Source organism: Streptomyces sp. NPDC002602, from assembly GCF_042889445.1.
Lineage (GTDB): Bacteria > Actinomycetota > Actinomycetes > Streptomycetales > Streptomycetaceae > Streptomyces.
This window is the reverse complement of sequence record NZ_JBIAQX010000015.1, coordinates 70906-94639: the sequence shown is the minus strand read 5'-3', so window position 1 is coordinate 94639 and position 23734 is coordinate 70906. Positions and strand designations below refer to the sequence as shown.

The 23734-nt window shown below is 74.5% G+C and carries 23 protein-coding genes; 9 read left to right on the top strand and 14 right to left on the bottom strand.

What is annotated here, in order from left to right; translation table 11 throughout:
• Positions 1 to 13: 13 nt before the first annotated feature.
• On the bottom strand, positions 14 to 937 hold the full coding sequence (murQ, locus tag ACFYW3_RS30145; RefSeq protein ID WP_351750252.1) for an N-acetylmuramic acid 6-phosphate etherase: 924 nt from the start codon (positions 935 to 937) through the stop codon (positions 14 to 16).
• Positions 938 to 950: 13 nt separating this feature from the next.
• On the bottom strand, positions 951 to 1940 hold the full coding sequence (locus ACFYW3_RS30140) for a MurR/RpiR family transcriptional regulator (protein ID WP_389387929.1): 990 nt from the start codon (positions 1938 to 1940) through the stop codon (positions 951 to 953).
• A 168-nt stretch (positions 1941 to 2108) separates the two neighbouring features.
• Between ACFYW3_RS30140 and ACFYW3_RS30135 the strand changes: the two genes are divergently transcribed.
• Both ACFYW3_RS30135 and ACFYW3_RS30130 read left to right on the top strand, forming a co-directional pair.
• Positions 2109 to 2483, top strand: coding sequence for a hypothetical protein (locus tag ACFYW3_RS30135; protein WP_351750254.1), 375 nt, complete (start codon positions 2109 to 2111; stop codon positions 2481 to 2483).
• A gap of 7 nt (positions 2484 to 2490) precedes the next feature.
• Positions 2491 to 2757: a DUF4031 domain-containing protein gene (locus ACFYW3_RS30130; protein ID WP_351750255.1), complete on the top strand. Its 267-nt coding sequence runs from the start codon at positions 2491 to 2493 to the stop codon at positions 2755 to 2757.
• 96 nt (positions 2758 to 2853) lie between these two features.
• Here the strand turns inward: ACFYW3_RS30130 and ACFYW3_RS30125 are convergent, their stop codons facing one another.
• Positions 2854 to 4086 (bottom strand): Cmx/CmrA family chloramphenicol efflux MFS transporter, encoded by a 1233-nt coding sequence (locus ACFYW3_RS30125; protein WP_389387971.1) that lies wholly within the window; start codon positions 4084 to 4086, stop codon positions 2854 to 2856.
• Between the two features lie 94 nt (positions 4087 to 4180).
• Positions 4181 to 4867, bottom strand: a complete 687-nt coding sequence (locus ACFYW3_RS30120; protein ID WP_389387928.1) for a hypothetical protein — start codon at positions 4865 to 4867, stop codon at positions 4181 to 4183.
• Positions 4868 to 5008: 141 nt separating this feature from the next.
• Between ACFYW3_RS30120 and ACFYW3_RS30115 the strand changes: the two genes are divergently transcribed.
• Positions 5009 to 5695: a copper homeostasis protein CutC gene (locus ACFYW3_RS30115; protein ID WP_389387927.1), complete on the top strand. Its 687-nt coding sequence runs from the start codon at positions 5009 to 5011 to the stop codon at positions 5693 to 5695.
• Positions 5696 to 5967: 272 nt separating this feature from the next.
• On the opposite strand, the gene ACFYW3_RS30110 is transcribed toward ACFYW3_RS30115, so the two are convergent.
• Positions 5968 to 8088, bottom strand: coding sequence for a HelD family protein (locus ACFYW3_RS30110; RefSeq protein ID WP_389387926.1), 2121 nt, complete (start codon positions 8086 to 8088; stop codon positions 5968 to 5970).
• 323 nt (positions 8089 to 8411) lie between these two features.
• Between ACFYW3_RS30110 and ACFYW3_RS30105 the strand changes: the two genes are divergently transcribed.
• Positions 8412 to 8597 (top strand): hypothetical protein, encoded by a 186-nt coding sequence (locus ACFYW3_RS30105; RefSeq protein ID WP_351750258.1) that lies wholly within the window; start codon positions 8412 to 8414, stop codon positions 8595 to 8597.
• Between the two features lie 130 nt (positions 8598 to 8727).
• Positions 8728 to 9831: a glycosyltransferase family 87 protein gene (locus ACFYW3_RS30100; RefSeq protein ID WP_389387925.1), complete on the top strand. Its 1104-nt coding sequence runs from the start codon at positions 8728 to 8730 to the stop codon at positions 9829 to 9831.
• Here the strand turns inward: ACFYW3_RS30100 and ACFYW3_RS30095 are convergent.
• The 3 genes from ACFYW3_RS30095 to ACFYW3_RS30085 all read right to left on the bottom strand — a co-directional run bounded on the left by ACFYW3_RS30095 (position 9733) and on the right by ACFYW3_RS30085 (position 14832).
• On the bottom strand, positions 9733 to 10014 hold the full coding sequence (locus ACFYW3_RS30095; protein WP_053681095.1) for a type II toxin-antitoxin system RelE/ParE family toxin: 282 nt from the start codon (positions 10012 to 10014) through the stop codon (positions 9733 to 9735). The two genes, ACFYW3_RS30100 and ACFYW3_RS30095, sit on opposite strands and share 99 nt — an antisense overlap.
• A gap of 57 nt (positions 10015 to 10071) precedes the next feature.
• Positions 10072 to 11715, bottom strand: a complete 1644-nt coding sequence (locus ACFYW3_RS30090; RefSeq protein ID WP_053681094.1) for a DNA repair helicase XPB — start codon at positions 11713 to 11715, stop codon at positions 10072 to 10074.
• A gap of 615 nt (positions 11716 to 12330) precedes the next feature.
• On the bottom strand, positions 12331 to 14832 hold the full coding sequence (locus tag ACFYW3_RS30085) for a helicase C-terminal domain-containing protein (RefSeq protein WP_351750260.1): 2502 nt from the start codon (positions 14830 to 14832) through the stop codon (positions 12331 to 12333).
• 86 nt (positions 14833 to 14918) lie between these two features.
• Here ACFYW3_RS30085 and ACFYW3_RS30080 point away from each other — a divergent pair, with 86 nt between their 5' ends.
• Together ACFYW3_RS30080 and ACFYW3_RS30075 are read left to right on the top strand one after the other, a co-directional pair.
• Positions 14919 to 15938 carry a hypothetical protein gene (locus tag ACFYW3_RS30080; protein ID WP_389387924.1) on the top strand — a complete coding sequence of 340 codons (1020 nt, stop codon included), beginning with the start codon at positions 14919 to 14921 and terminating at the stop codon, positions 15936 to 15938.
• Between the two features lie 98 nt (positions 15939 to 16036).
• The gene (locus ACFYW3_RS30075; protein ID WP_389387923.1) at positions 16037 to 16690 is read left to right on the top strand and encodes an HAD family hydrolase; all 654 of its coding nucleotides are present in this window, start codon (positions 16037 to 16039) and stop codon (positions 16688 to 16690) included.
• Between the two features lie 25 nt (positions 16691 to 16715).
• Here the strand turns inward: ACFYW3_RS30075 and ACFYW3_RS30070 are convergent, their stop codons facing one another.
• Positions 16716 to 16976: a hypothetical protein gene (locus tag ACFYW3_RS30070; protein ID WP_053681074.1), complete on the bottom strand. Its 261-nt coding sequence runs from the start codon at positions 16974 to 16976 to the stop codon at positions 16716 to 16718.
• A gap of 177 nt (positions 16977 to 17153) precedes the next feature.
• Between ACFYW3_RS30070 and ACFYW3_RS30065 the strand changes: the two genes are divergently transcribed.
• The gene (locus ACFYW3_RS30065) at positions 17154 to 17537 is read left to right on the top strand and encodes a cold-shock protein (RefSeq protein ID WP_053681072.1); all 384 of its coding nucleotides are present in this window, start codon (positions 17154 to 17156) and stop codon (positions 17535 to 17537) included.
• A 79-nt stretch (positions 17538 to 17616) separates the two neighbouring features.
• Here ACFYW3_RS30065 and ACFYW3_RS30060 read toward each other — a convergent pair whose 3' ends face one another.
• The 4 genes from ACFYW3_RS30060 to ACFYW3_RS30045 all read right to left on the bottom strand — a co-directional run bounded on the left by ACFYW3_RS30060 (position 17617) and on the right by ACFYW3_RS30045 (position 21244).
• Positions 17617 to 18471, bottom strand: a complete 855-nt coding sequence (locus ACFYW3_RS30060; RefSeq protein ID WP_351750263.1) for a 1,4-dihydroxy-6-naphthoate synthase — start codon at positions 18469 to 18471, stop codon at positions 17617 to 17619.
• On the bottom strand, positions 18455 to 19186 hold the full coding sequence (locus tag ACFYW3_RS30055) for a futalosine hydrolase (RefSeq protein ID WP_267799083.1): 732 nt from the start codon (positions 19184 to 19186) through the stop codon (positions 18455 to 18457). Before ACFYW3_RS30055 ends, ACFYW3_RS30060 begins: the two co-directional genes overlap by 17 nt.
• A 34-nt stretch (positions 19187 to 19220) precedes the next feature.
• The gene (locus ACFYW3_RS30050) at positions 19221 to 19712 is read right to left on the bottom strand and encodes a DUF2771 domain-containing protein (protein WP_351750264.1); all 492 of its coding nucleotides are present in this window, start codon (positions 19710 to 19712) and stop codon (positions 19221 to 19223) included.
• Positions 19713 to 19864: 152 nt separating this feature from the next.
• On the bottom strand, positions 19865 to 21244 hold the full coding sequence (locus tag ACFYW3_RS30045) for an MFS transporter (RefSeq protein ID WP_389387922.1): 1380 nt from the start codon (positions 21242 to 21244) through the stop codon (positions 19865 to 19867).
• Positions 21245 to 21579: 335 nt separating this feature from the next.
• Between ACFYW3_RS30045 and ACFYW3_RS30040 the strand changes: the two genes are divergently transcribed.
• The gene (locus ACFYW3_RS30040; RefSeq protein ID WP_351750266.1) at positions 21580 to 22488 is read left to right on the top strand and encodes a DUF3027 domain-containing protein; all 909 of its coding nucleotides are present in this window, start codon (positions 21580 to 21582) and stop codon (positions 22486 to 22488) included.
• Between the two features lie 224 nt (positions 22489 to 22712).
• Here the strand turns inward: ACFYW3_RS30040 and ACFYW3_RS30035 are convergent, their stop codons facing one another.
• Positions 22713 to 23729: a WD40 repeat domain-containing protein gene (locus tag ACFYW3_RS30035; RefSeq protein ID WP_351750267.1), complete on the bottom strand. Its 1017-nt coding sequence runs from the start codon at positions 23727 to 23729 to the stop codon at positions 22713 to 22715.
• Positions 23730 to 23734 lie beyond the last annotated feature (5 nt).

The window sequence follows — 23734 nt, the reverse complement described above, 5'->3', positions numbered from 1 at the left end:
TTGCTGCCGGGGGTCAGCGGGTCTGGGTGAGGGCGGCCCGGAGGTGGCCCTGGGAGGCGGTGAGGAGTGCGGCCGCGGTGGGGCCGTCGACCCCGCCGAGGATGACGAGGACGGCGTTCTTGACCTCGCCGCCGGTGGCGGTCAGCGCGGCCTCGATCTCCGCGTCGGGCGCGCCGGTGGCCAGGGCGACGATGCGGCGGGAGCGGGCGCGCAGCTTCTCGTTCGAGGCGCGCACGTCGACCATGAGGTTCCCGTACGTCTTCCCGAGACGGATCATCGTCACGGTCGAGAGGAGGTTCAGTACGAGCTTCTGCGCGGTGCCCGCCTTGAGGCGGGTGGAGCCGGTGAGCAGTTCGGGTCCCACGACCACCTCGATGCCGTGCTCGGCGGCGGCGGCGAGCACGGAGCCGGCGTTGCAGGACAGTCCGACGGTGAGCGCGCCGCGTGCGCGGGCGAACTCGACCGCGCCGACGGCGTACGGGGTGCGGCCGGAGGCGGAGATGCCGACGACGGTGTCGTCGGCGGTCAGGGCGAGGGCGGTGAGGTCCTCGGCGGCCAGTTCCTTGGAGTCCTCGGCGCCCTCGACGGCCTTGACCATGGCGGACGGGCCACCCGCGATCAGGCCGATGACCTGGGACGGGTCCGTGTTGAAGGTGGGCGGGCACTCGCTCGCGTCGAGGACGCCCAGCCGGCCGGCGGTGCCGGCGCCCGCGTAGATCAGCCGGCCACCGCGGGCCATCCGGGGGGCGATGTCGTCGACGGCCGCGGCGATCCGCTCCAACCGGCCGGCGACGGCGGCCGGGACGCCGGCGTCCTCGGCGTTCATCACGCGGGCGATCTCAAGGGTGGACAGCCGGTCGATCTCGGCCAGTTCGGGGCGGAAGGCCTCGGTGGTCAGGGTGTCGAGCTGGGCGCGGAGTTCGGCGTGCGCGGTCATGGGCGGGGGGCTCCTAGCGGGTGGTGCGCCTACTGGTGGGGGCGGTGGCGGAGTGTCGGGGCGCGAGCGCCTCGTAGGAGGCGGCCAGGGCGGGCGCCGCGGTCGCGTACGTCTGCTGCGCGACCCCGACGAACAGGCAGTCCACGACGAGCAACTGACTGGTGCGGCTGGACATGGCCGCCGGGCGCAGCCGGCTCTCGCGGGCGGCGGAGGTGGCGAGCACGTGGTCGGCGTAGTGCGCGACGGGCGCGCCGGGGCGGCCGGTGACGGCGATGGTCGTCGCGCCGCGTTCGAAGGCCCGGCGCAGCGGCTCGATCACGTCGCCGGTGGCGCCGGAGTGGGTGACGGCGACGGCGACGTCGCCGGGGCGCAGTTGGACGGCGTTGGTCACGGCGAGGTGGGGGTCGGTGTGGGCGTGGGCGATGAGGCCGATGCGCAGCAGTTTCTGCGCGAGGTCCTGGCCGACGAGGGAGGACGCGCCGACGCCGTACACGTCGATGCGGCGGGCCGTCGCGAGCGCGGTGACGGCCGCGGCGAGCTGCCCGAGGTCCAGGCCGGCGGCGGTGTCGGCGAGGGTCTGTGCCTCCTCGTGCGCGAGCTTCGCGACGACGTCGGCGATCGGGTCGTCGACCGCTATGTCCACGGTGACGGCGGGGGCCGCGCCGGACTCCTGCTGCGCGGCGAGCGCGGCGAGGGCCAGGCGCAGGTCGCGGTAGCCGGGGTAGCCGAGGAGGCGGGCGGTGCGTACGACGGTGGCCTCGCTGGTGCCGGTGTGTGCGGCGAGGGCGGAGACGGTGAGCCTGGCGCAGCCGGCGGGGTCGGAGGCGACGGCCTCGGCGACGGCCTGCATGGAGCGGGTCATGTGCGGTCCGAGGCTGCGGACGCGGGCGCGGAGGGCGGCCGGGGCGGGGGCCTCGACCGGGAGGGCGGGGGCAGGGGCGTCGACCGGACGGACCGGGGCGGGGGCGTCGGCGGTGGAAGTTTCTTTCACGTTCTCGCTCACTCCTGAAATCTATTTTCAGGCGGGGGTGCGGTCAAGACGCCATGAGGCACCGGTTCCGGTTCCGCGGGACTTCCGCGCCCGGGGCGGGCGTCCTCGGTCCCTCTTCGGCTCGGTCCTCTTTGTCCGGGGGCCTTCGTTCCGGGACCGCCTCGGGTTCACAATGGGCGCATGGACCACGCGACCCCCCTGGAGCAGGCGCTGCACGCCGCCCGTGCCCTCGTACTGACCGATCTCGTCGCGGGCGACGTCGCCGAGGCCGATGTCGTCTCCCTCGTGGAGGACGCCGTCACGCACCGGCGCTGGTGGGTGGAGCAGTGGCCCGAGGGCGTCGACTTCCTCGCCGGCCTCGTCGCCCAGGACGTCCAGGACGCGCTGTTGGAGAAGTACGGCCGCTGGCCCCTGTGTCCCGTCTGCGCGCACGGCGAGCCGCACGCGCTGGACGTGGAACCGGAACTCGGGCCCGACCCGCACTGGGTGTGCTCCGAGGCGGGCGTCCGCGTGGCGGCCGTCGGCGGGCTCGCCCCCGTATTCGGCCGGCGGTGAGCCGCCGGTGACGGTGTACATCGATCCGCCGACCTGGCCGGGGCACGGCCGGATGTGGTCGCACCTGGTCAGTGACGTCTCGTACGAGGAGCTCCACGCCTTCGCGGCGGCGATCGGCTGCCCGCCGAGGGCCTTCGAGCGGGACCACTACGACGTGCCCTCGTACCGGTACGCGGACGCGGTCGGGGCGGGCGCGGTGGAGATCGGCGGCAAGGAACTCGTCCGCCGGCTGACGGCGGCGGGCCTGCGCCGCCCGAAGGGACGCCCGGCGTAGGTCGGGCGGGTGGCGGAAGCGGCCCCCGGAAAGAGCGTGAGACGGCCTCCGCCCCTCGTGGGCGCAGGCCGTCTCGCTGTCCGCGACCGGGCGGCGTCAGTGGGTCCGGGCCGGCTGCGGTTCGGGGACGCCGCCGGAGGCGGACGCGACGACCCGGTACCTGCGGACCGTCCTGCCCCCGCCGTCGCGCCGGTCCAGCCGCAGCGCGGCCACGGCCAGGCCGATCGCGGTGACCGTCATCGCCGCGCCCGCCCAGGCCGTGGCGGAGAAGCCCATGCCGGCGTCTATGACGGTGCCGCCGAGCCAGGGGCCACCGGTGTTGCCGAGGTTGAACGCGGCGGTGGTGGTGGCGCCCGCCAGGGTGGGGGCGGCGCCCGCGATGTTGAACATGCGGGCGTTCAGGGCCGGGGCCGTGAAGAACGCCGACACGCCGAGCAGGAACGACAGCCCGATCGCCGCCACCTGCACGGAGGCCAGCAGGGCCAGGGCCGTGAGGAAGACCGTGGAGGCGGTGATGCCCCAGATCAGCACGCCGAACAGGTGCGCGTCGGCGACCCGCCCGCCGATGGTGGTGCCGATCAGCGCGCCCACCCCGAAGAGGCCCAGGATCCACGGCACCCACCCGGAATCCAGCCCGGCCACGTCCGTGAGCAGCGGAGACAGATAGCTGAACGCGCAGAAGACGCCGCCGGCGGCGAGGGCGGTCATGCCGATGGACAGCCACACCTGGCGGTCCCGGTAGATCCGCAGCTCGCTCTTGATCCGCGGCTTCTCGGCGGGCAGCGGGATCTTCGGGATCAGCGTCAGGATGCCGACGAGGGCGACGGCGGAGGCCGCGCCGACCGACCAGAACGCGGAGCGCCAGCCCAGGTGCTCCCCGAGGAAGGCGCCGGCGGGCACGCCGAGGACGTTGGCGATGGACAGGCCGCCGATCATGACGGCCATGGCGCGGGCCCGCTGGTCCTTGTCGACCATGGCGATGGCGACGGCCGCGCCGACGGCCCAGAAGCCGGCGCAGGCGAGGGCGGAGACCACGCGGGAGGCGAAGAGGAGCTCGTACGAGGGGGCCAGCGCGCCCGCGACCTGCCCGAGTCCGAAGAGGGAGATCAGGGAGACGAGGGTGGTGCGGCGCGGCAACCGCAGTGTGGCGACGGCCAGCAGCGGCGCCCCGACGACCATGCCGATCGCGAAGGCGGATATGAGCAGGCCCGCCTGCGGGATGCTGACGCCCATGTCCTCGGCGATGGGTGGCAGGAGCCCGGAGAGCATGAATTCGCTGGTCCCGAGGGCGAAGACGGACAGGCCGAGCACGTAGACGGCGACGGGCATGCGGGATCGTGTGGGGTCTGCGGGCATGACAGTCACAAACCATCGCGAACGTGCTCGCATTCCCCGGCCGCCCCGCCGGCCTCCGCCCGCCCCCTCAGCCCGGGTCGCCGAGGTCGGTGAGGGTGGCCAGCTCGGCGGCCAGGTTGCGGCGGGCCGGCGCCTCCCAGTGCGCGGCGCCGTACGGGGTGCGGAAGAGCCGGGGCAGGCCCAGCAACTGGCGCAGGACGGCGGCCCGGCCCTCGCGGAAGGTGTCGTCCGGCACGAAGCCGTACTCGGCGCGCACGGCGGCGACGTACGCGGCGTACGCGTCGGGCTCCCCGGCGAGGACGGCGAGGTCGGCGTCACAGAGGACCTCGCCGTCGGCGTCCCCGGGGGCCGGGTCGTGGGTGACGGTGAGCCGGACCAGGCGGGCGACGGAGGCGGTGCGGTCGGCGTCGATGCCCAGCTCGGGCAGGGCGCGCTCGGCGAGGACCGCGCTGCGCTCCTCGTTCTCGGAGCGGTCCGGGCGGTAGACGGCGTCGTGGAACCACGCCGCGAGCTCCACGGCGGCGAGGTCGCGCGCGTGCGGCGCGAGGACGTCGATCCGCCCGAGGACGTCCGTCAGGTGCGCGGTGGTGTGGTAGCGCCGCTGCGGCTCCGCCCAGGCCGCGAGGAGGCGTTTCGCGTACGGGGCGGGGTCCGTGTCGGGCGCCGCTCCGGCGGCGGTGACGGTGGCCTGCCAGCGGGCGCGCAGCGGGGCGGTGTCGAGCGGCGCGGTGTCGTGCGCCGGGTCAGGGGTCATGGGCACATTGTGCGGGTGGCGTGATTGTGCTGGTGGAGCGCGGGCCGAGGCCCGTACCCTGGATATTGGACTAGACCTATTTCCGTACGGGTCGCATACCGGTCACATACGGGCAGTTTTCCGAAGGATGGATGGAATCGAATGAGCAACCGTGCGCTCCTGGAGGTGATCGCCCTCGACGCGGAGGACGCGATCGCCGCCCAGGCCGGTGGGGCGGACCGACTGGAGCTGGTCACCGACATGGCCGCCGACGGTCTCACGCCGCCGCGCGAGACCTTCGCGGCGATCCGGGCGGCGGTCGACATCCCGCTGCGCGTGATGATCCGCCGCACGGACGGTTTCGCGGCCGGACCGCTCGACCTCCTCGTCGAGCAGGCGCGGGCGCTGCGGGCCGAAGGGGCGCGGGAGTTCGTCCTCGGCTTCCTGAACCCGGACGGCAGCCCCGACCTCACCGCCGTGGAAGCGGTCGTCGCGGAGCTGGACGGCTGCCCGTGGACCTTCCACCGGGCCATCGACCGGGCGGCCGACCGCGACCACCTGCGCAAGGCGCTCGCCGACCTGCCGGGCCTGGACACCTACCTCACCGCGGGCTCGGCGACGGGCGTGGACGCGGGCCTGCCGACCCTGCTGGCGGAGGCCGCGCGCGGTGGCGAGCCGGGCTACGGGGCGCGGATCCTGGTCGGCGGCGGCCTCACCCTGGCCCACCTCCCGGTGCTCCGCGAAGCGGGCGTCGACGCCTTCCACATCGGTGGCGCGGCCCGTCCCTCCGGGTGGGACCGGCCGGTGTCCCCGGCGGCGGTCGCGCAGTGGCGCACGGCGCTGGGCTGACCGCCGGCGACCCGGGCCGCCGGGGGTGGCGGGGCAGCGGGGGCGGGTCATCGGTACGCGCCCCGGTCCGCACGTCGCACCCGCGGCCCCGGGTCCCGCGTCCCGCGTCCCGCGTCCCGGGTCCCGGGTCCCGGGTCCCGGGTCCCGGGTCCCGGGTCCCGGGTCCCGCGTCCCGGGTCCCGCGCTCCGAGGCCCGCGTTCCGGGTCCCGCGCTCCGAGGCCCGCGTTCCGGGTCCCGCGCTCCGAGGCCCCCGCAACCCCGGGAGGGCCGGTCACGGCCCGGTCAGGGCCTCCGGGAGGGCGCCGGTCGTGTGGATGACCCGGAGTCCGGAAACCGCGCGGGTCAGGCACACGTACAGCCGCCGCAGCCCCGTCCGCTCGTCCGGTTCGCCGGAGACGACGGCCCCCGGCTCGTCCAGGACCACGTAGTCGTACTCCAGGCCCTTCGCCAGCGACGCGGGCACCAGCGTCAACCGGGACTGCGCCGTCGTCTCCTCACCGGGGTCCAGGTACGGCATGCCCGCCGCCCGCAGGGCCTCCGCGAGTTCCGGGACACGGGCGTCCGCCGCGATCAGTCCGATGGATCCCTCGTGCGCGAAGGAGGCGCGGCAGGCGTCGAGGACCGCGGCCGTGAGGTCGGCGGGGTCGGCGGTCTCCTCGATCAGCAGGGAGCCGGGGGTCTCGCGGACGGAGGAGACGGGGGCCAGGCCGGGGGAGATCGCCGGCAGCAGCCGCGAGGCGTACGCGATCACCTCGCGCGGCACGCGGAAGCCCGCCGTCAGCTCCTCCAGCACCGCCTCCGGCTTGCCCAGGTGGGTCAGCGCCTCGTCCCAACTGCGCGTGGCCCACGGGGTGGTGCCCTGCGCGAGGTCGCCGAGCACGGTCGCGGAGCCCGTCGTGCAGCGCCGTCCGACCGCCCGGTACTGCATCGGGGACAGGTCCTGGGCCTCGTCGAGCACGACGTGGCCGAGCGAGTGCGTGCGCTCCACCAGGTCGGCCGCCTCGTCGATCAGGACCAGGTCGGCCGCCGACCACTTCGCCGACTTCGCGCTCCGGTACGGCTTCGACCACAGCAGCAGTTCCTGCTCGTCGTCCGACAGGATCCCGGCGGCGTGCTCCGCCAGGAACTTCGGGTCGGACAGCAGCCGCAGCACCAGTTTCGCCGGCTCGACCAGCGGCCAGATCGCCTTCACCGCCGCCTTGACGGCCGCGTTCCGGGCCACCGCGTCCTGCACCCGGTCGTCGGGGGCCTCGCCCGCCTGTTCCATCCGTACGAGGATCGCGTGCGCGATCCGCTGCGGCAGCGCCTCGCGGGCGGCGCCGTAGCGGATCTCCCGCTTCTGGAGCTCCTCGACGATCTCCGTCAGCTCGTACGCGGGCACCCGCCACCGGCGCGAGCCGCGGACCACCATCAGAGGTTCCTCGGGGTGGCTGACGTGGGAGTGGACCGCGTTGCGCAGCACCGACGCCATGCGGGCGTCGCCCTTGACCACGGCGGTGGCCGCGCCGTCGGTGCCGCGCACCTCCAGGCCGTCCCGCGAGACGAGGTCGTCGACCGTGCCCTGCTTGACCTCCAGCTCGCCCAGGGCCGGCAGCACCTGCTCGATGTAGTGCAGGAAGGACCGGTTCGGGCCGATGACGAGCGTGCCGGTGCGGGCGAGCCGGTCGCGGTGCGCGTACAGGAGGTACGCGACGCGGTGCAGGCCGACGGCCGTCTTCCCGGTGCCGGGACCCCCCTGCACGCACACGGAACCGGACAGGCCGGAGCGGACGATCTCGTCCTGCTCGGGCTGGATCGTGGCGACGATGTCCCGCATGGGGCCCACGCGCGGCCGCTCGATCTCCTGCTGGAGCAGCCTGCTGACGGAGGCCGCCTCGGCCGGGTCGGAGAGGTGCTCGTCCTCGTACGCGGTCAGCGAACCGCCGGTGTAACCGAAGCGGCGGCGCAGCGCGATGTCCTGCGGGTCGGTCTTGGAGGCCCGGTAGAACGGCTGGGAGACGGGCGCGCGCCAGTCGATCACCATCGGGTCGCCGTCGGCGTCGTGGACGTGCCGGCGGCCGATGTAGAACTGCTCCCCCTCCGCGCCCTCGGCGAGTTCGGCGCCCGGCGCGTGCAGGTAGTCGAGGCGGCCGAAGAAGAGCGGGGTGTGCGCGAGGTCGGCGAGGGCTTTGACGCGGTCGTCGATCTGGGCCTGGAGGACGATCGCGTTGACCCAGTTCGCGGTGACGTCGCGGATGTCGAGGGACTCCACGTCCTCGCGCATCGCGCGGAGCGCGGAGCGGGAGGCGGCGAGGTGCGCCTGTTCGCGGGCGAGGGGGTGCGCGGGGTCGGTTTCGACGGGGGCCCCGCCGGGGGCGGTGACGGTGGCGGGTTCGGGGGCGTGCGCGGGCACGGGACTGCCTCCAGCTACTGATCATCTGCGGCGATCGGAACGGACAGATGCCCGCCGGTTTCCGTGCGGCGGGCGGCTCTCCCCGGTGCGGCGGGAGGCGGCAAGAGCGGAGATTCTAGTCATGGTCGGGGTGGTGCGCGAACGGGTTTCGCGGGGCGCAGGTTCCCCCCGGCGGGACGCCCGTCCGGGTGTCATACCCGGGTGTGTCAGACCTCGGGTAGGGGGACTCGGGGGTGACCTGCGCCTTGAGGAGGACCCGGAATCCCTGATGTTTCCGTCCTGCGGCCGATGTGACATCCCGGGCGAAAACGCATCATGGATATATGAGCACCGCAACCTTCACACCGATCCGGGGCGGCCTCCCCAGCGGGGCCACCGCCACTTCCGATTCCCGTCCGCGCCTCGGCCTCGGCAGCCTCCTGCGCGCCGCCAAGGTCTTCGCCGCCACCGCGGTGAGCGTCGTCGTCCTGGGCGAGTACGCCGAGGACGCGGGCGTCATACGCCGCTGACGAGGACGCCGCGCCTCGCCGGCGCGTCCGCGTACCCCGTCCCCTCGGCCCGGTTCCGACGGCTCGCCCGCACCGGGGCCGTGGCCTGATCCGACTGCGGCCCACCGCTGATCCACTAGGGTCACGCTTCGTGACCCGGAGTCCCGCCCCCGACCGCTTGCCGTCGTTCCTCTCCGGCGTGCTGGTGACGGGCTCGCTGCTCGCGCTGGGAGTGCTCTGCATCGCCTTGCGCGTCCCCGTGGCCGACGCGCTCGCACGCGGTTTCTCCGCCGCCGAGTGGCATCCGCCGGCCGCCTATCCGCCGTTCGCGGCGATCCTGTTCACGCCGGCCGCCTGGCTGCCGACCGGTGTGCTGAGAGCCGTGCTCCTCCTCGGCAGCGCCGGGCTCCTCGCCGTGCTGATCCTGCTGTCGTGCCGCCTCGCGGGGCTGCGCGCACGGCCGGGTCCGGTGTTGGCCGCGACCATCGCCGGGCTGTGGCTGGAGCCGCTGTTCCAGGCCCCGCTGCCCGGACAGATCAACCTGGCGCTGGCCTGTCTCGCCGTCTGGGACCTGAGCCGGCCCCCGGCCGCGCTGGGCCGGGGATTCGCGTTGGGCACCGCCGCGGGGATCACCCTGACCCCGGCGGTCCTCATCGCGTACCTGCTGCTGGCGGGCCGTGTCCGGACCGGCCTGACGGCCCTGGCCGCGTTCGCCGGTACCGCCCTGCTGGGCCTGCTCGTGTTCCCGCAGGCCTCCGCGGAGTTCTGGAGCCGCCACCTTCCCGCGACGGGCCTGGCCCTGCTGCCGGACTGGCCGCCCCTGTGGGTGTGGTGCGTCCCGCTGCTGGCGTACCTCGCGCGTACGGTCCGCCGGGCCCACCGCGAGCACCGCGTCCGCCGCGTCGGCCGTCCCCGGGCCCACGACCGCCCGGAGCACACCGCACCGCCGGCGGCCGTACCGGTCGCTGCACCGATCGCTGCACCGGTCGCCGTACCTGTCGCGGGTGAGACCCCGGGAGGGACATCGGACGAGGTTTCGGACGAGGTCTCGGGCAAGGGGCTGGACGAGGTCCCGGGTGAGGTGCCGGAAGAGGCGTCGGGCGAGGCGTCGGGCGAGGCGTCGGGCGAGGCCCGGGACGGGGTGCCCTCCCCGAGATCAGCCTTCGGGGAGGAGGATGTCCGCGTCGTCGAAGACCCGCAGCACCACGAGCAGCAGACGCCCGCGCGACACCATGTACTCCGCCACGATCTGTGACGTCAGCCGGATCTCACGATCCTGTTCGCCGGCGCCTATCGGCCGGGACAACTCCGTGTAAGGGTCACGCGCCAGTATGTCGAGGGCCTTGTCGAAGGACGCCCGGCGCGGCGGGTCCAGCCGGTCCCGATCGCGGCCCGCCGACTCCGTGAAGAGGACTTCGTAGATCTCCTGGTGCGCCATGCGTCTCTCCTTGCCCGGGCGGGTCACTTCCAGCGTAGTGCCCCGCCCCGACCCCCCTCAGTCGTTGGTCAGGAGCTCGTCGGCGTCCATGATCCGGTACGCGTAGCCCTGTTCGGCCAGGAAGCGCTGGCGGTGTGCGGCGAAGTCCTGGTCGATCGTGTCGCGGGCGACGACCGAGTAGAAGCGCGCCTCGTGGCCGTCCGCCTTCGGGCGCAGCACGCGGCCGAGGCGCTGTGCCTCCTCCTGCCGGGAGCCGAAGGTGCCGGACACCTGGATGGCGACCGTCGCCTCGGGCAGGTCGATGGAGAAGTTCGCGACCTTGGAGACGACAAGGACGCTGATCTCGCCCTCGCGGAAGGCGTTGAAGAGCTTCTCGCGCTGGGCGTTGGAGGTCTCGCCCTTGATGACGGGCGCGTCCAGGTGCTCGCCGAGTTCGTCGAGCTGGTCGATGTACTGCCCGATGACCAGCGTCTGCTCGCCCTGGTGCTTGCGCACCAACGCCTCGGTGACCTTCCGCTTCGTCGCCGTCGTCGCGCAGAAGCGGTACTTCTCCTCCGTCTCGGCGGTGGCGTAGGCGAGCCGCTCGGAGTCGGTGAGGTTGACGCGCACCTCGACGCAGTCCGCCGGGGCGATGTAGCCCTGCGCCTCGATCTCCTTCCAGGGGGCGTCGAACCGCTTGGGCCCGATCAGCGAGAACACGTCCGACTCGCGCCCGTCCTCGCGCACCAGCGTCGCCGTCAGTCCGAGGCGACGGCGGGCCTGGAGGTCGGCGGTGAACTTGAAGACCGGCGCGGGCAGCAGGTGCACCTCGTCGTAGAGGATCAGGCCCCAGTCCCGGGAGTCGAAGAGCTCCAGGTGCGGGTAGACGCCCTTCCGCTTCGTCGTCAGCACCTGGTAGGTGGCGATCGTGACGGGGCGGATCTCCTTGCGGGTGCCGGAGTACTCGCCGATCTCCTCCTCCGTCAGGGACGTCCGCTTGATCAGCTCGTGCTTCCACTGGCGGGCGGAGACGGTGTTCGTGACCAGGATCAGCGTGGTCGCCTTGGCCATCGCCATGGCGCCCGCGCCGACCAGCGTCTTGCCGGCGCCACAGGGCAGCACGACCACGCCGGAGCCGCCGTGCCAGAAGCCCTCGACGGCCTGCTGCTGGTACGGGCGCAGTGCCCAGCCGTCCTCGACCAGGTCGATCTGGTGCGCCTCGCCGTCGACGTACCCGGCGAGGTCCTCGGCCGGCCATCCCAGCTTGAGCAGGGTCTGCTTGATCTGCCCGCGCTCGGAGGGGTGTACGGCCACGGTGTCGGGGTCGAGCCGGGCGCCGACGAGCGGGATGATCCGCTTGGACCGCAGGATCTCCTCCAACACGGGCCGGTCGGTGCTGGTCAGGACCAGACCGTGGACGGGGTGCTTGGAGAGGGTGAGTCGGCCGTAGCGGGCCATGGTCTCGGCGACGTCGACGAGCAGGGCGTGCGGGACGGGGTAGCGGGAGAACTCCACGAGGGCGTCGACGACCTGCTCGGCGTCGTGTCCCGCGGCGCGGGCGTTCCACAGTCCGAGCGGCGTGATCCGGTAGGTGTGGATGTGCTCGGGGGCCCGCTCCAGCTCGGCGAACGGGGCGATGGCCCGGCGCGCGGCGCCGGCGAGCTCGTGGTCGACCTCGAGAAGGAGTGTCTTGTCGCTCTGGACGATGAGAGGCCCGTTCACAGAGGTCCCTTCCGGTGGCGGCGACCGCCCGAACGCGGACGGCCAAACCTCCAGTCTGCCGCATCGCCCCGCGGACGGGGTGGTTCTGGGGCCGACGGCCCGGGACGTGACCCGCGAACCCGCCCGGCACCGCGGGCTCCGAACCGGGCGGGGGTGGCCGGGGGGCGGGCCGGGGGCGGCCGGGGGCAGGGCGGTCAACAGTTCGGCCGCGCCGTCGAAAGCCGCGTAGACGCCGGACCGGACGTCCTCGTCCTCCAACTCGTGCAGCGCGGCCAGGCACGCGTGCGGGTCGTGGTCGGGGGCGACGGCCGCGAAGGTATCCATCGGGCGGGTCCGCAGGGCCACCGCGTGGACCTCGTCGGCGTCCGGACCGTACCGCGCGGCCCAGGTCTCCCAGACCCGGCGCTGGTTGGCGACGGCGTCGATCAGCGTGCCGTCCACGTCGAACAGGATGTGACGGGAGGCGGGAAGGGGTGCGGGGGCTGCGCTGGTCACCGGTGGATCACGCCGGAGCGGCCGGAGCGGCCGGAGCGGCCGGAGCCGGGATCCCCCGCCTCCAGACCTGACCCCCCGCCTCCAGAGAGGGGCCCCCGTTTCCGGACCGGGTCCCCGCCTCTAGACCTGGTCCTCCGCCAGTTCCGCGACACCCGTGATCCGGTGCAGCGCGTACGTGCGCACCTCGTCGGCCGTGTGGTCGTAGCCGGTGACGAAGCCGCCCTCCACCCGCACCGGGGCGATGACGCGTTGGCTCGCCGCGCCCTCCGCGTTGACGTACCCGATCCACACCGCGGACCCCGTCAGCGCGGCCGCCTGCACCGTCGCCAGGGTCTCCGCCGCGCTCGTGCGCGGGAGTTCGCCCGGGGCGCCGGGGAGGCCGGCGGCCGGCGCGGGTTCCTTGCGGACCGCCGTCGCCGCCAGGTCGCCCGCGCGGATGGCCCGTACGGCCGCCCCGAGCAGGGTCGCGTCCGGGACCGGCGGCCCGTCCGGCACCGGGGTCGGCGCCGAACGCGCCGGGGTGCGGTGCGCGTCGGCCCGGGCGACGAGCACGTCGCCGGTACGGGACTCGGCGGCCGGGGCGTAGCCCATCGCCCGCAACCCGTCGAGCAGCACCGTCGGGTCGGCTTGAGCGGCCAGCACCGTCGGCGCGAGTCGGCGCAGCCCCAGTCCGGCGGAGCGCTTGTCGGCGAGGATCTCGCCCAGCATGGCGTCGTCGTCGCAGCGCACGTACGAGGAGGCGGCGCCCACGCGCAGGTGCCCGTGCCGCCGCGCCACGTCGTCGATCAGGTACGCCAGCGGCTGCGGGACCGGGGTGCGGCTGTGCTCGGCGAGGAAGGCGTGCAGGTCGACGGCGGTGTGCCCGGAGTCCAGGGCCCTGCGTACCGAGCCCGGGGTGAACCGGTACACCGTCGCCCCGCCCTTGGACTCCACGTCGGCCAGCGTGGCCAGGACGTCGCCGATCCCGCGCCGCAGCGGCCCGGGGGCCACCGCCGTCAGGTCGGCCTGGAGCAGGACGTGGTCCACCGGCTCGGGCAGCAGTGGGGCGAGCAGCGGCGCCGGGTCGCGGTGTTCCAGCAGGGCCCGGCCGAAGGCGGCCAGCGCACCGCGGCCGGTGACGCCGAGGACCTCGGCCTCGGTCAGCGTCCAGTGCGCGAGGCGGGCGCGCAGATCGCTCGTGCCGCGCACCGGGCGTTCCCAGGCGAGCCGGGCGAGCAGGGTGTCCGGGTCGGCGGAACCGCCCTCGGGCAGTTCGGCGAGCAGGTCGAGGACCCGGCGGCGGACCTCCGGGGCGGCGGACCGGTCGAGGTCCGGGCCGAGCACCGCCAGGGTGCGGCCCTTGCCGTCCTGTTCGCCGACGAGGGCGTTGGTGCGGGTCGCGGGCAGCCAGGCCCGTGCGAGCGTCGACCAGCGTTCCGCGGGCGGGAGTTCGCACCAGTCGTCGAAGGCGGGGGTGGGCGCGTACCGCTCGTCGGCCTCGCCGTCACTTGCCAACAGGCCCGCCGCATAAGCGAGTTCGATCCAGAACGCCGCCGATGCCTCGGTGGTGTCCAGGGTCGACGCCGTCCGCTTGAGGTCCCGTACGGACAGTCCGCCGGCCCGCAGCACCGCCGGACCGGCGTGCTCCCAGGACTTCACCAGTTCCTCGACGGTCGACAGCGCGGCGAGCGCCTGCCCCGCCGCGTTCGCGTCCACAAGCTGTGGACGGTGCTCGCGGTGCGCGGGCACGGCGGGCGCGAGCGGCTCCGTCACGCGGTGCGCGAGCCCGCCCCGCAGGTACAGCGCCACCTCGCGGGGCAGGACCACCGTCCGGGCCGAGGAGGGCAGCAGCAGACCCCGGTCGCGCAGCCACCGCACCGGCGGCGTCGGATCCGGGGTCACCTCCCCGTACGGCGGCCCCCACACGAGCCGCCCCAGCACCTGGTGCGCCTCCGCCGGCGCCTCGTCGAGCAGCGCCGACATCCGTTCCGGGTCGGTGAACAGCCCGGTCAGCGCGGTCACCGCCGACACCGGGTCGTGGGTGGCGGGCAGCCCGGCCGCCGCCACGATCTCCTGCACCCGGGTCGGTGACATCCCCGCGGTGGCCTCGGCGACCGTCGGGCCCAGCCCGGTCGGGGACGGTCTCCCGGCGGCCGGGGCGAGCAGTTCCCGGGCGGTGCGCACCAACCGCAGCCGCTCGTGGTCCCCCCACACCAGGGCCTGGTCGCGCAGGGTGCCCAGGGCTCGGGGGAGGGCGGCACGGGCCCCGTTGTCCTCGGCGGAGGCGGTCCCGGTGTCGCCGGTCAGCAGCGCCTCCAGCACCGGGTACGGGCAGGGGTCCGGGGCGACCGCGAGGGCCTCCGCCGTCTGGAGGGCGAACCGGTCCAGGCGGTCCAGGGCGCGCACCACCGACGCCCGGGTGCCGGCTCGGGTGGCCAACTGGGTCACGTCGCCCGGCACCGGGTTCAGCAGGTCCGGGCGGGCGTGCAGCAGCGCGGCGAGCGCCACGTCGTCGCGGGCGCGCAGCGCCTCGGCGAGGGAGCGCGGGGCGCTCGCCGAGGTTTCGGCGGCTCCCGCGGCGTTGCTTGGCTCGGGCACCTGTCGCCTCCTGGTCACGTCGGCCGGTCGTCGGCCGGTCCCCATCCGGTCAACGGTATCCGCTGTGCCCGCGCCGGCTCCACGGGCGCACGCGCTACCGTCGGGACAGACGGGACGGGAGGAGCCGGGGCGTGGGCATCGAGAGCGACCAACTGGTCTACGAATACCTCAGCAGGGTCGGGGACTTGGCGCAGCGGCGACAGCTGCCGTCGGGTGACCGGATGCGGCTGGTGTCGGGGTTGCGGGACGAGATCGACCGTCGGCGCGCCAAGTACGAACCGGAGACCCCGGCGGCGGTACGGCGCATCCTGGAGCGGATCGGCACGCCGGAGGAGGTGCTGGACACGCTGGGCACCCTGAGCCGGCCGGCGTCCGCGTCCTCCGCCGCCCCCGCGCGCCCCGACCCCGCCCCCGATCCGGCGCCCGCCGTGCCGACGCAGCGCACGGGCCTGCGCCGCAAACCCGCCCCGCAGCCGCGCCCCGCCGAGAACGTGCCGCCGCACCTGGCCGGGCTCGACGAGCTCGGCGACGGGGCCGACGCCGAGCCCGACTGGTGGCGGCTGTCCCCGGGCGGACCGGGCGGGTTCGGGGGGCCGCAGGTCGAGGGCTTCGCGGGCGGGATCGAGATCCCGGACCTCTTCAAGGACCCGGAGGAGGACGAGGGCCCGGCCGGCGGCGCGCGGCAGCCCGAGCAGCCGCCCGGACCGCCCGAGTCCCGTACGAGGACCCTCGTGAGCTTCCTGCGCGAACGCCGGCGGAAGCGGAAGGCGGCGGCGGCCGAACCGGCCCCGGCCGCCGAGGTCGTCGCCGTGGCCCGTCCCAAACCGCACGCCTTCCTGCTGCTGGCGGCCGTGGTGCTCGTCGTCGGCGCGGTCACCGGCCACTGGCTGCTCCTCGTGGGCGGCTGGCTCCTCGCGTACGTCTCGCGGGTGCTGGGGCCGACCGAGCGCAAGGCGGTGGTGTTCGGCGTGCCCGGCGCGGTCTTCGCCGGGGCGGTGGTGTGGCTGTGGGGCCGCGGCGACGGCCGGTGGGGCGACGCGTTGGCCGGAGACCAGATGTCCGGGGTGTTCCAGGACATGTGGCCGTGGCTGGCCCGGGTCGCGGGCGTCGCCTCCGCGCTCTACCTGGCGTGGCGGGCGCGCCGCAGGTAGGCCCTGGCCGTCCCCTCTCGGACCGCTGTTCACCGACCGGCAAGACGGGCCCCGGACCGCGTTCCCGCCCACGTGGTCCGGCTCGGCACAATGGCGGCATGAGCTCCGAGACCACGTCCACCGCGCCCGCCGTCCCGCTGCTGACGGTCGGCTTCGACCTCGACATGACCCTCATCGATTCGCGCCCCGGCATCAAGGCCGCCTACCAGGCACTGTCGGCCGAGACCGGTACGTTCATCGACGCGGACCAGGCGGTCACGCGGCTCGGACCGCCGCTGGACGAGGAGCTCGCGAACTGGTTCCCGGCGGCGGAGATCCCCGCGATGGCCGACCGCTACCGGGAGATCTATCCCACACACGCCATCGACCCCACCCCGGCGATGCCCGGCGCCCGCGAGGCGATCGAGGCCGTCCAGGCGCTCGGCGGGCGCGCGATCGTGGTCACGGCGAAGCACCAGCCGAACGCCGTCCTGCACCTCAGGCACCTGGGCATCGAGCCGGACGCGGTCGTCGGTTGGCTGTGGGCCGAGGCGAAGGCGGTCGCCCTGCGCGAGTACGGCGCGCAGGTCTACGTCGGCGACCACGTGGGCGACGTACGCGGTGCCCGCGCGGCCGGCGCGGTCTCGGTGACCGTGCCGACCGGCCCCTGCCCGGAGCCGGAGCTGCGCGCGGCGGGCGCCGACGTGGTGCTCCCCGACCTCACCGCGCTGCCGGGGTGGCTCACGGAGTACGTCCGCACGCGCGAGGTCTGATCCCGGCGCGGAACGCCCGACGCCGTCAGGCGGCCTGGGAGGCCCGGGCCGCCTTGCGTTGCGCCGCGGCCGAGCGGAGCACGCCCGCCGCCGAGATGGCGAAGCCGACGCCCATCAGCATGCAGACGGCCCACGCGTACGAGGGGAACGGGTCGGTGTCGAGGAAGAGCGGGGCCATCGTCGCGAGCGTGGCGACGGCGCCGGCGATGAACACGATGCCGCCGGCCTTGACCAGTCCGTCGCCGGGCCGGGCCGCGTCGTCGTCGGGATGAGGAGTAACAGTCACCCCACCAGGGTAGTTCCCTGGCCGAAGCGGCGGAGCGCGAAGGACCGGGGAACGACTTGTCTCCGCATTCCGGAGCACTAGCCTGGAGGTGGCGGGTCAGGGGACCCGCCGCGCTGCTATCCGGCAACCGCCCACGCGGTGTCCCGGACCCGACGAGTACAAGGACAGAGGACGGACGTGCCTACCGGCAAGGTCAAGTGGTTCAACAGTGAGAAGGGCTTCGGCTTTCTCTCCCGCGACGACGGCGGCGACGTCTTCGTCCACTCGTCGGTGCTGCCTGCCGGGGTGGACGCCCTCAAGCCGGGCCAGCGGGTCGAGTTCGGTGTCGTCGCGGGACAACGCGGTGACCAGGCACTTTCGGTGACCGTGCTGGATCCGACGCCTTCGGTCGCGGCCGCTCAGCGCCGCAAGCCGGACGAGCTGGCCTCGATCGTGCAGGACCTGACGACCCTGCTGGAGAACATCACCCCGATGCTGGAACGCGGCCGCTACCCCGACAAGGTGCACGGCGGGAAGATCGCCGGCCTGCTGCGGGCGGTCGCCGACCAACTCGACGTCTGACCCCCGCCGACTCCGCGCACGACCGCGCCCCGCCACTCGAAAGAGCGGCGGGGCGCGGTCGATTCGGTACCTCTCGCGGCTAAGGGAAAGTCAGCGCGTCGGGCCCGATGGCCGGAACCAGCCCCTCGGCCGCGGCCCTGGTCAGCAGCCCGCGGACGGCCGCGTACCCGGCGTCACCGAGGTCGGCGGTGAACTCGTTGACGTACAGCCCGATGTGCTGGTCGGCGACCTTCGGGTCCAGCTCCTGCGCGTGGGCGCGCACGTACGGCCGGGACGCCTCGGGGTCCTCCCACGCCATCCGCACCGACGTGCGGGCCGCGTCGGCGAGCACGCGCAGCGTGTCCTCGCCCAGCGAGCGCCTGGCGATGATCGCCCCGAGCGGGATCGGCAGGCCGGTGGTGGACTCCCAGTGCTCGCCCATGTCGGCCAGGCAGTGCAGCCCGTAGTCCCGATAGGTGAACCGGGCCTCGTGGATGACCAGTCCGGCGTCCACCCGACCGTCGCGCACCGCGGGCATGATCTCGTGGAACGGCAGCACGACCACCTTGCCGACCCCCTCGGGCAGCACGTCCGCCGCCCAGAGCCGGAACAACAGGTAGGCGGTGGACCGTTCGCTCGGCACGGCGACGGTCCTGCCGGTCAGGTCCACCCCGGGCTCACGGGTGAGGACCAGCGGTCCGCAGCCGCGCCCCAGTGCCCCGCCGCAGGGAAGCAGCGCGTACTCCTCCAACACCCAGGGCAGCACCGCGTACGACACCTTCAGCACGTCCAGCTCGCCGCGCTCGGCCATGCCGTTGGTGATGTCGATGTCGGCGAAGGTGACGTCCAGTTCGGGTGCCCCGGGGACCCGGCCGTGCGCCCAGGCGTCGAAGACGAACGTGTCGTTCGGGCACGGCGAGTAGGCGATGCGGAGCGGCTCACCTGTGCTGTTCATGCTGTCCTCCCCAGTGGGCGAGTACGGGTCCCAGCGCGCGGAAGCCGTCGCCCAGCGCGGCCAGCGCGTCCCCGATCCGCCACGCGTCGCGGTCACGGGGTCCGACCGCGTTGGACACGGCGCGGATCTCCAGTACGGGCAGCCCGTGTGCGGCGGCCGCCTCCGCCACCCCGAAGCCCTCCATGGCCTCCGCGCCGGCGAGCGGGTGCCGGGCGGCGAGTTCGGCTGCCCGTGCGGCGGTGCCGGTGACGGTGGAGACGGTGAGGACGGGTGCGAGGAGCGCCCCGGTCGCCTCGGCGGCGCGGGCGGCGAGTTCGGCGGGCGGCAGGTGCGCGCTGCGGCCGAAGCCGAGCGCGTCGACGGACAGGTACCCGTCCGGTGTGTCGGCGCCCAGGTCGGCGGCGACCACCGCGTCGGCGACGACGAGCGTGCCGAGCGGGGCGGCGGGCGCGAACCCGCCGCCGATGCCGGCGGAGACGACGAGCGTGTAGTCGGCCAGCGCGAGCGCGGTGGCCGTGGCGGCCGCCGCTGCGGCCGGGCCGACGCCGCCGACGAGCACGTCGACGGCGAGGCCGGGCAGGTCCCGGCGGGTGACGAGGTAGCCGCCGCGGGACAGGGTGCGCGGGTCCGGCGTGGCCGGGTCCGGATGAGGGGTGAGACCGGCGACCACGGAGTCTGCCTCCGCGGCCACGGCGGTCACGATGAGCGCGCGCACCCTGCTGCCCTTCGCCGAGTACTGCGTGGAGCCGCTAGGACTTGAGCTTGAGCTTGAACGCCCAGACGGCGAGCGGCTTGCCCCCGTCGCCCACCTGGACGAAGCCGAGCATCTTCGACGTGGGCGCCTCGCCCTGGCCGCCGGTCGCGAAGACGTCGGCGCCGCTGAAGCTGCGGTAGGTGTTCGAGGAGGGCTCGGTGATGGGCTGGCCGTCCAGGAGGGCCTGCCACTGCTTGCCGTCCTCGACGACCTCGGGCTCGACACCGAGGCGCAGCGTGTCGCCGCGGCCGTACTCGATGGTCTTGGCTTCCTTCACGTTGGTGAGGCACTCCTGGACCTTGTCCACGGAGAGTTCCTTGCCGTCGTTCTGGCAGGCGGCCTCGGCGGACACCGAGGACGTGCCGACGGTCACCGTCGCGAGCGGCGTCGGCTTGTCGCAGGCGGACAGGAGGAGGAGGCCGGCGGAAACGGCTCCGAGGGCCGCGACGCTGCGGCGGGCCCTACCCGAGAAAAGCGGTGCGGTCATGAGCCGAAGGCTATCGGGCCGCCCGGCCTCGTCGCCGCACGGGGGTCCTCCGGCGGTGCGCGTGGCTCCGCCGCCGTGCCGGACGGCGACGCCCCGGCGCTCGGCCCGGGAGCCGTCCCACCGCTCGACCCGTTCGTCGGCGCGCCCGGCGACTACGCCACCCGGGCCCGCGCGGAACCCTGCGGCCGGCGCGGGGAGGTGAGGACGCCGCGCAGGGCCATCGTGGTGCCGGCCGCGACGATGGCCGCCGCGACGGCCATGCCCAGGACCCCGTTCAACGGGAGCGCGATCCCGATCGCGCCGCCCAGCACCCACGCCATCTGCAGCAGCGTCTCCGAGCGGGCGAAGGCCGAGGTGCGCACCGCCTCCGGGACGTCCCGCTGGATCATCGCGTCCAGTGACAGCTTCGCCAGGGCCTGGCAGAACCCCGCCGTGGCCGCCAGCACCGCCATGAACAGCCCGCTGACGAAGACGGCCGCCAGGACCGCGACCCCCAGGGTCAGCGACAGCACCGCCGCGATGATGGTCTCCGGCGCCCGGGCGCGCAGCCACGCGCCGACCGCCGTGCCGACCGCGTTGCCCAGACCGGCCGCGACGCCCACGATGCCCAGCGACACCGCCGCGCTCTGGCCGGCCAGCGGGTGGTCGCGCAGCAGGAACGCCAGGAAGAAGATCAGGAACCCGGACAGTCCGCGCATGGCCGCGTTGGCCATCAGCCCGCACAGCACCGGACGGCTCACGGTCCGCAGACCGGGTTTGCGCGAGTGCGCCTCGTGCGTGGACAGCCGGGCCCGTCGCTCGCCCTTGGCCTCGTCCACCTTGTGCGGCAGCGCGAACGCGGCGAAGGTCCCCCAGATGAAGATCGCGCACGCCCCGTACAGCGGCCACGGCGGGCCGATCGTGTGGAGTCCGGCCGCCACCGGCGCGGCGGCCCCGGTGGCGAGCAGTCCGGCCAGCGTGACCCGGGAGTTCGCCTTGACGAGGGAGAACTTCGGCGGGAGCAGTCGGGGCACCACGGCGCTGCGGACCACTCCGTACGCCTTCGACGCGACCAGGACCCCCAGGGCGGCCGGGTACAGCTCCAGTCCGCCGGTGGCCACCGCGCCGGACATCATCACCGCGAGCAGGGCCCGGGCCAGCATCGCCGCGGCCATCGCGGCGCGCCGACCGTGCGGCAGTCGGTCCAACAGCGGGCCGATGACGGGGGCCAGCAGGGTGAAGGGGGCCATGGTGATGGCGAGGTAGAGCGCCACCCGGCCGCGCGCCTCGTCCGTGGGGACGGAGAAGAACACCGTGGAGGCCAGCGCCACGGTGATCATGACGTCGCCGGCGCCGTTGATGGCGTGGAGTTCGATGAGTCTGCCGAGCCCCGACTCGCCGGCCCCGTGGGCGTGAGTGGCCCGCCGGATCCCGCGTGCGGTGCCGGTGATGGGCAGGTGCAGGGCGCGCCCGACAGCCCGGCCGGCCCGCCTGGCCGGTCCCGAGCCGTCGTCGGACGACCGTACGGGTGCCACGGGCCCATAGTGCCCCACTCGGCCCCCTCGGACGCCTCCCGAACGGCCCCCGGCGCGTTTCGGACCCCGTGGCCGGTCTTGGGTTGTCCGCGAATCGGACCTTGCATGTGGGCCGAAGGCTTCGGAGGAGGTAGCGTGCGTAGCGCGCCACCGGCGGTTGCTCTGGCCGCGCGCCTCTTCGTGATCCCGCAGAATGGATCGCAGGTAGGTGCGCCCGGACCCGATCGGGCGTGGACGTCGACGCGGCCCTCTGGTCCGCTCCGCCCGCGCTACGTAGGGGACAGCCGACGGGTCGTTGTGGACGACAGTACGGACGGCGCACTCGTGAGACGGCGTAGGAGAGAACGAGACCTGTGAGTGCTGCGACGACGCGAAGCCGTACCCCCGACCGCCTGTGCGCCGAGGCGGTGGACCTCGCCCGCGCGGCGGCCGAGGAAGCCGCCGCCCCCGGAGTGGTGGGCGAGCACCTCTCGGTGATCGCCGAGGGCGACCGGGTCGTCACGCACTTCTTCGAGTGCAAGGATCCCGGCTACCGAGGTTGGCGCTGGGCCGTCACCGTGACCCGGGCCTCCCGTGCGAAGAACGTCACCCTCGACGAAACGGTGCTGCTTCCGGGCGACGACGCCCTGCTGGCGCCCGAGTGGGTGCCGTGGAGCGAGCGGCTGCGGCCCGGGGACATGGGCCCCGGGGACCTGCTGCCCACCGACGCCGAGGACCTGCGACTGGAGTCCGGCTGGTCGGGCGAGGACGCGCCGCCGCCGAACTCGGTCGTCTCCGCCGAGATGGCCGAACTGGTCGAGGCCGAGGACGCGGACGTCACCGACCGCACCGTCGTGCCGGTCCGCGGTTCCATCACCTCGGTCGCCGAGGAACTGGGCATGCGGCGGGCGCGGGTGCTGTCCCGCTACGGCCTGCACAGCGCGGCGGACCGCTGGGACGAGGCGTTCGGCGCGAAGACCCCGATGGCCCAGGCGGCGCCCGCCTCCTGCGTGTCGTGCGGATTCCTCGTCGCGATCGGCGGCTCGCTGGGCCAGGCCTTCGGCGTCTGCGCGAACGAGTTCGGCCCTGCGGACGGCCGGCTGGTCTCCCTGTCCTACGGCTGCGGCGGCCACTCGGAGGCCGCGGTCATGCCGAAGCCGCCGCGTCCGGCGCCGCCGGTGCTGGACTCGATGGCCTCGGACGAGTTCCCCCTGCGGCCGTCCCGGGACACCGGCTCGGTGCCGACCGGCGACCTCACCCCCGCGGACCTCGGCCACTCCTGAGGGATCGGCCCCGCCCGGCGGCCCGGCCCCCGCGTCGGGGGCCGTTCGCCCGGTCGGGTGAGCGCGCCGCCCGTTCGGTGTCGAACGGTCCGTGTCGAACGGTGCGTGTCGAACGGTGCGGTGGCGGCCGGGCGTTGTCCGCGCCGTACGAACCGTCAGGCCTGCGACGCCGTCAGGCCGTGCGCTGTCGCCGGACCTGCGTCGTCGTCGGACCTGCGACGCCGTCAGGACTTGGGCGTCCGGCGGCGCACCAGCCGCCGTCCCGCCATGACCAGGACCGTCCCGCCCGCCAGCACGAGGGCGACCTTCGCGAAGCTCCCCTTGTCCTGCGGGCCCTGTGTCTGCGCCGCCGCGGCCGGCGAGCCGGGTCGGGCCGGCGCCCGGGTGCCGGCGGAGGGGGCCGGGGCGGCGCCCGCCCGCGCCGGCACCGGTACCGCCACCACCCGGCTGCCCGCCCCCTCCGCCCCGAACATCAGCGCCGTGCCGTCCGCCGTGTACGTCACCGACTCCGCCTGCCCCTGCCACGGGGCGGCCACCCCCTCGCCGGAGCCCACCGGGCGGCCGTCCTTCCAGGCCCACGTCCGCGCGAAGAAGTACCCGCGCAGGGTCAGCGCGCCGCCGTCCGGCGAGAACGCCCCGTCGGTCACCCACGGCAGGTCCGCGACCCGCCGGAACACGTTCGGCCCACCGGCGGTCAGCCGGCCCGGCCCCTCGTACAGACCGCCCTTGTTCTCGTCCTTGCTCGCGATGTACACCCGCCCCGTCACCGGATGCACCATCAGGGCCTCCGCGTTCCGCGGCCCGTCGGCGTACGTCACCGTGAACTGCTCGGCCCCGACCGTCGCGTCGGCCAGCACCTTCGGCTCGGGGAAGCGGTAGATCCACACGTGGTCCCAGGTGCCGCCCTTGTTGTCCCCGATGTCGCCGACGTACAACTGCCCGTCCGGCCCGAGCGAGATGCCCTCGACGTCGCGCGGCCGGCCGATCCCGGTGAGGGTCACCCGGGCCACGGTCTTCCCGCTCGCGGAGTCCACGGCGTACACGTACGGCCCGTCGTCGCTGTCGTTGTGCGTCCAGTACACGCCCGGGTGGATCCGGCTGGCCGTCAGCCCGCTGGACTCCTTGATCCGGGGGTCGGTGATCGTGAACCCGGAGGGGGTGTCGGCCGCCGCGGCCGGTCCCGCCGACACGGCGAGGACGAGGGCGGCGGAGCAGGCGGTCAACGTCGGGAGCAGGCGCATCCCCC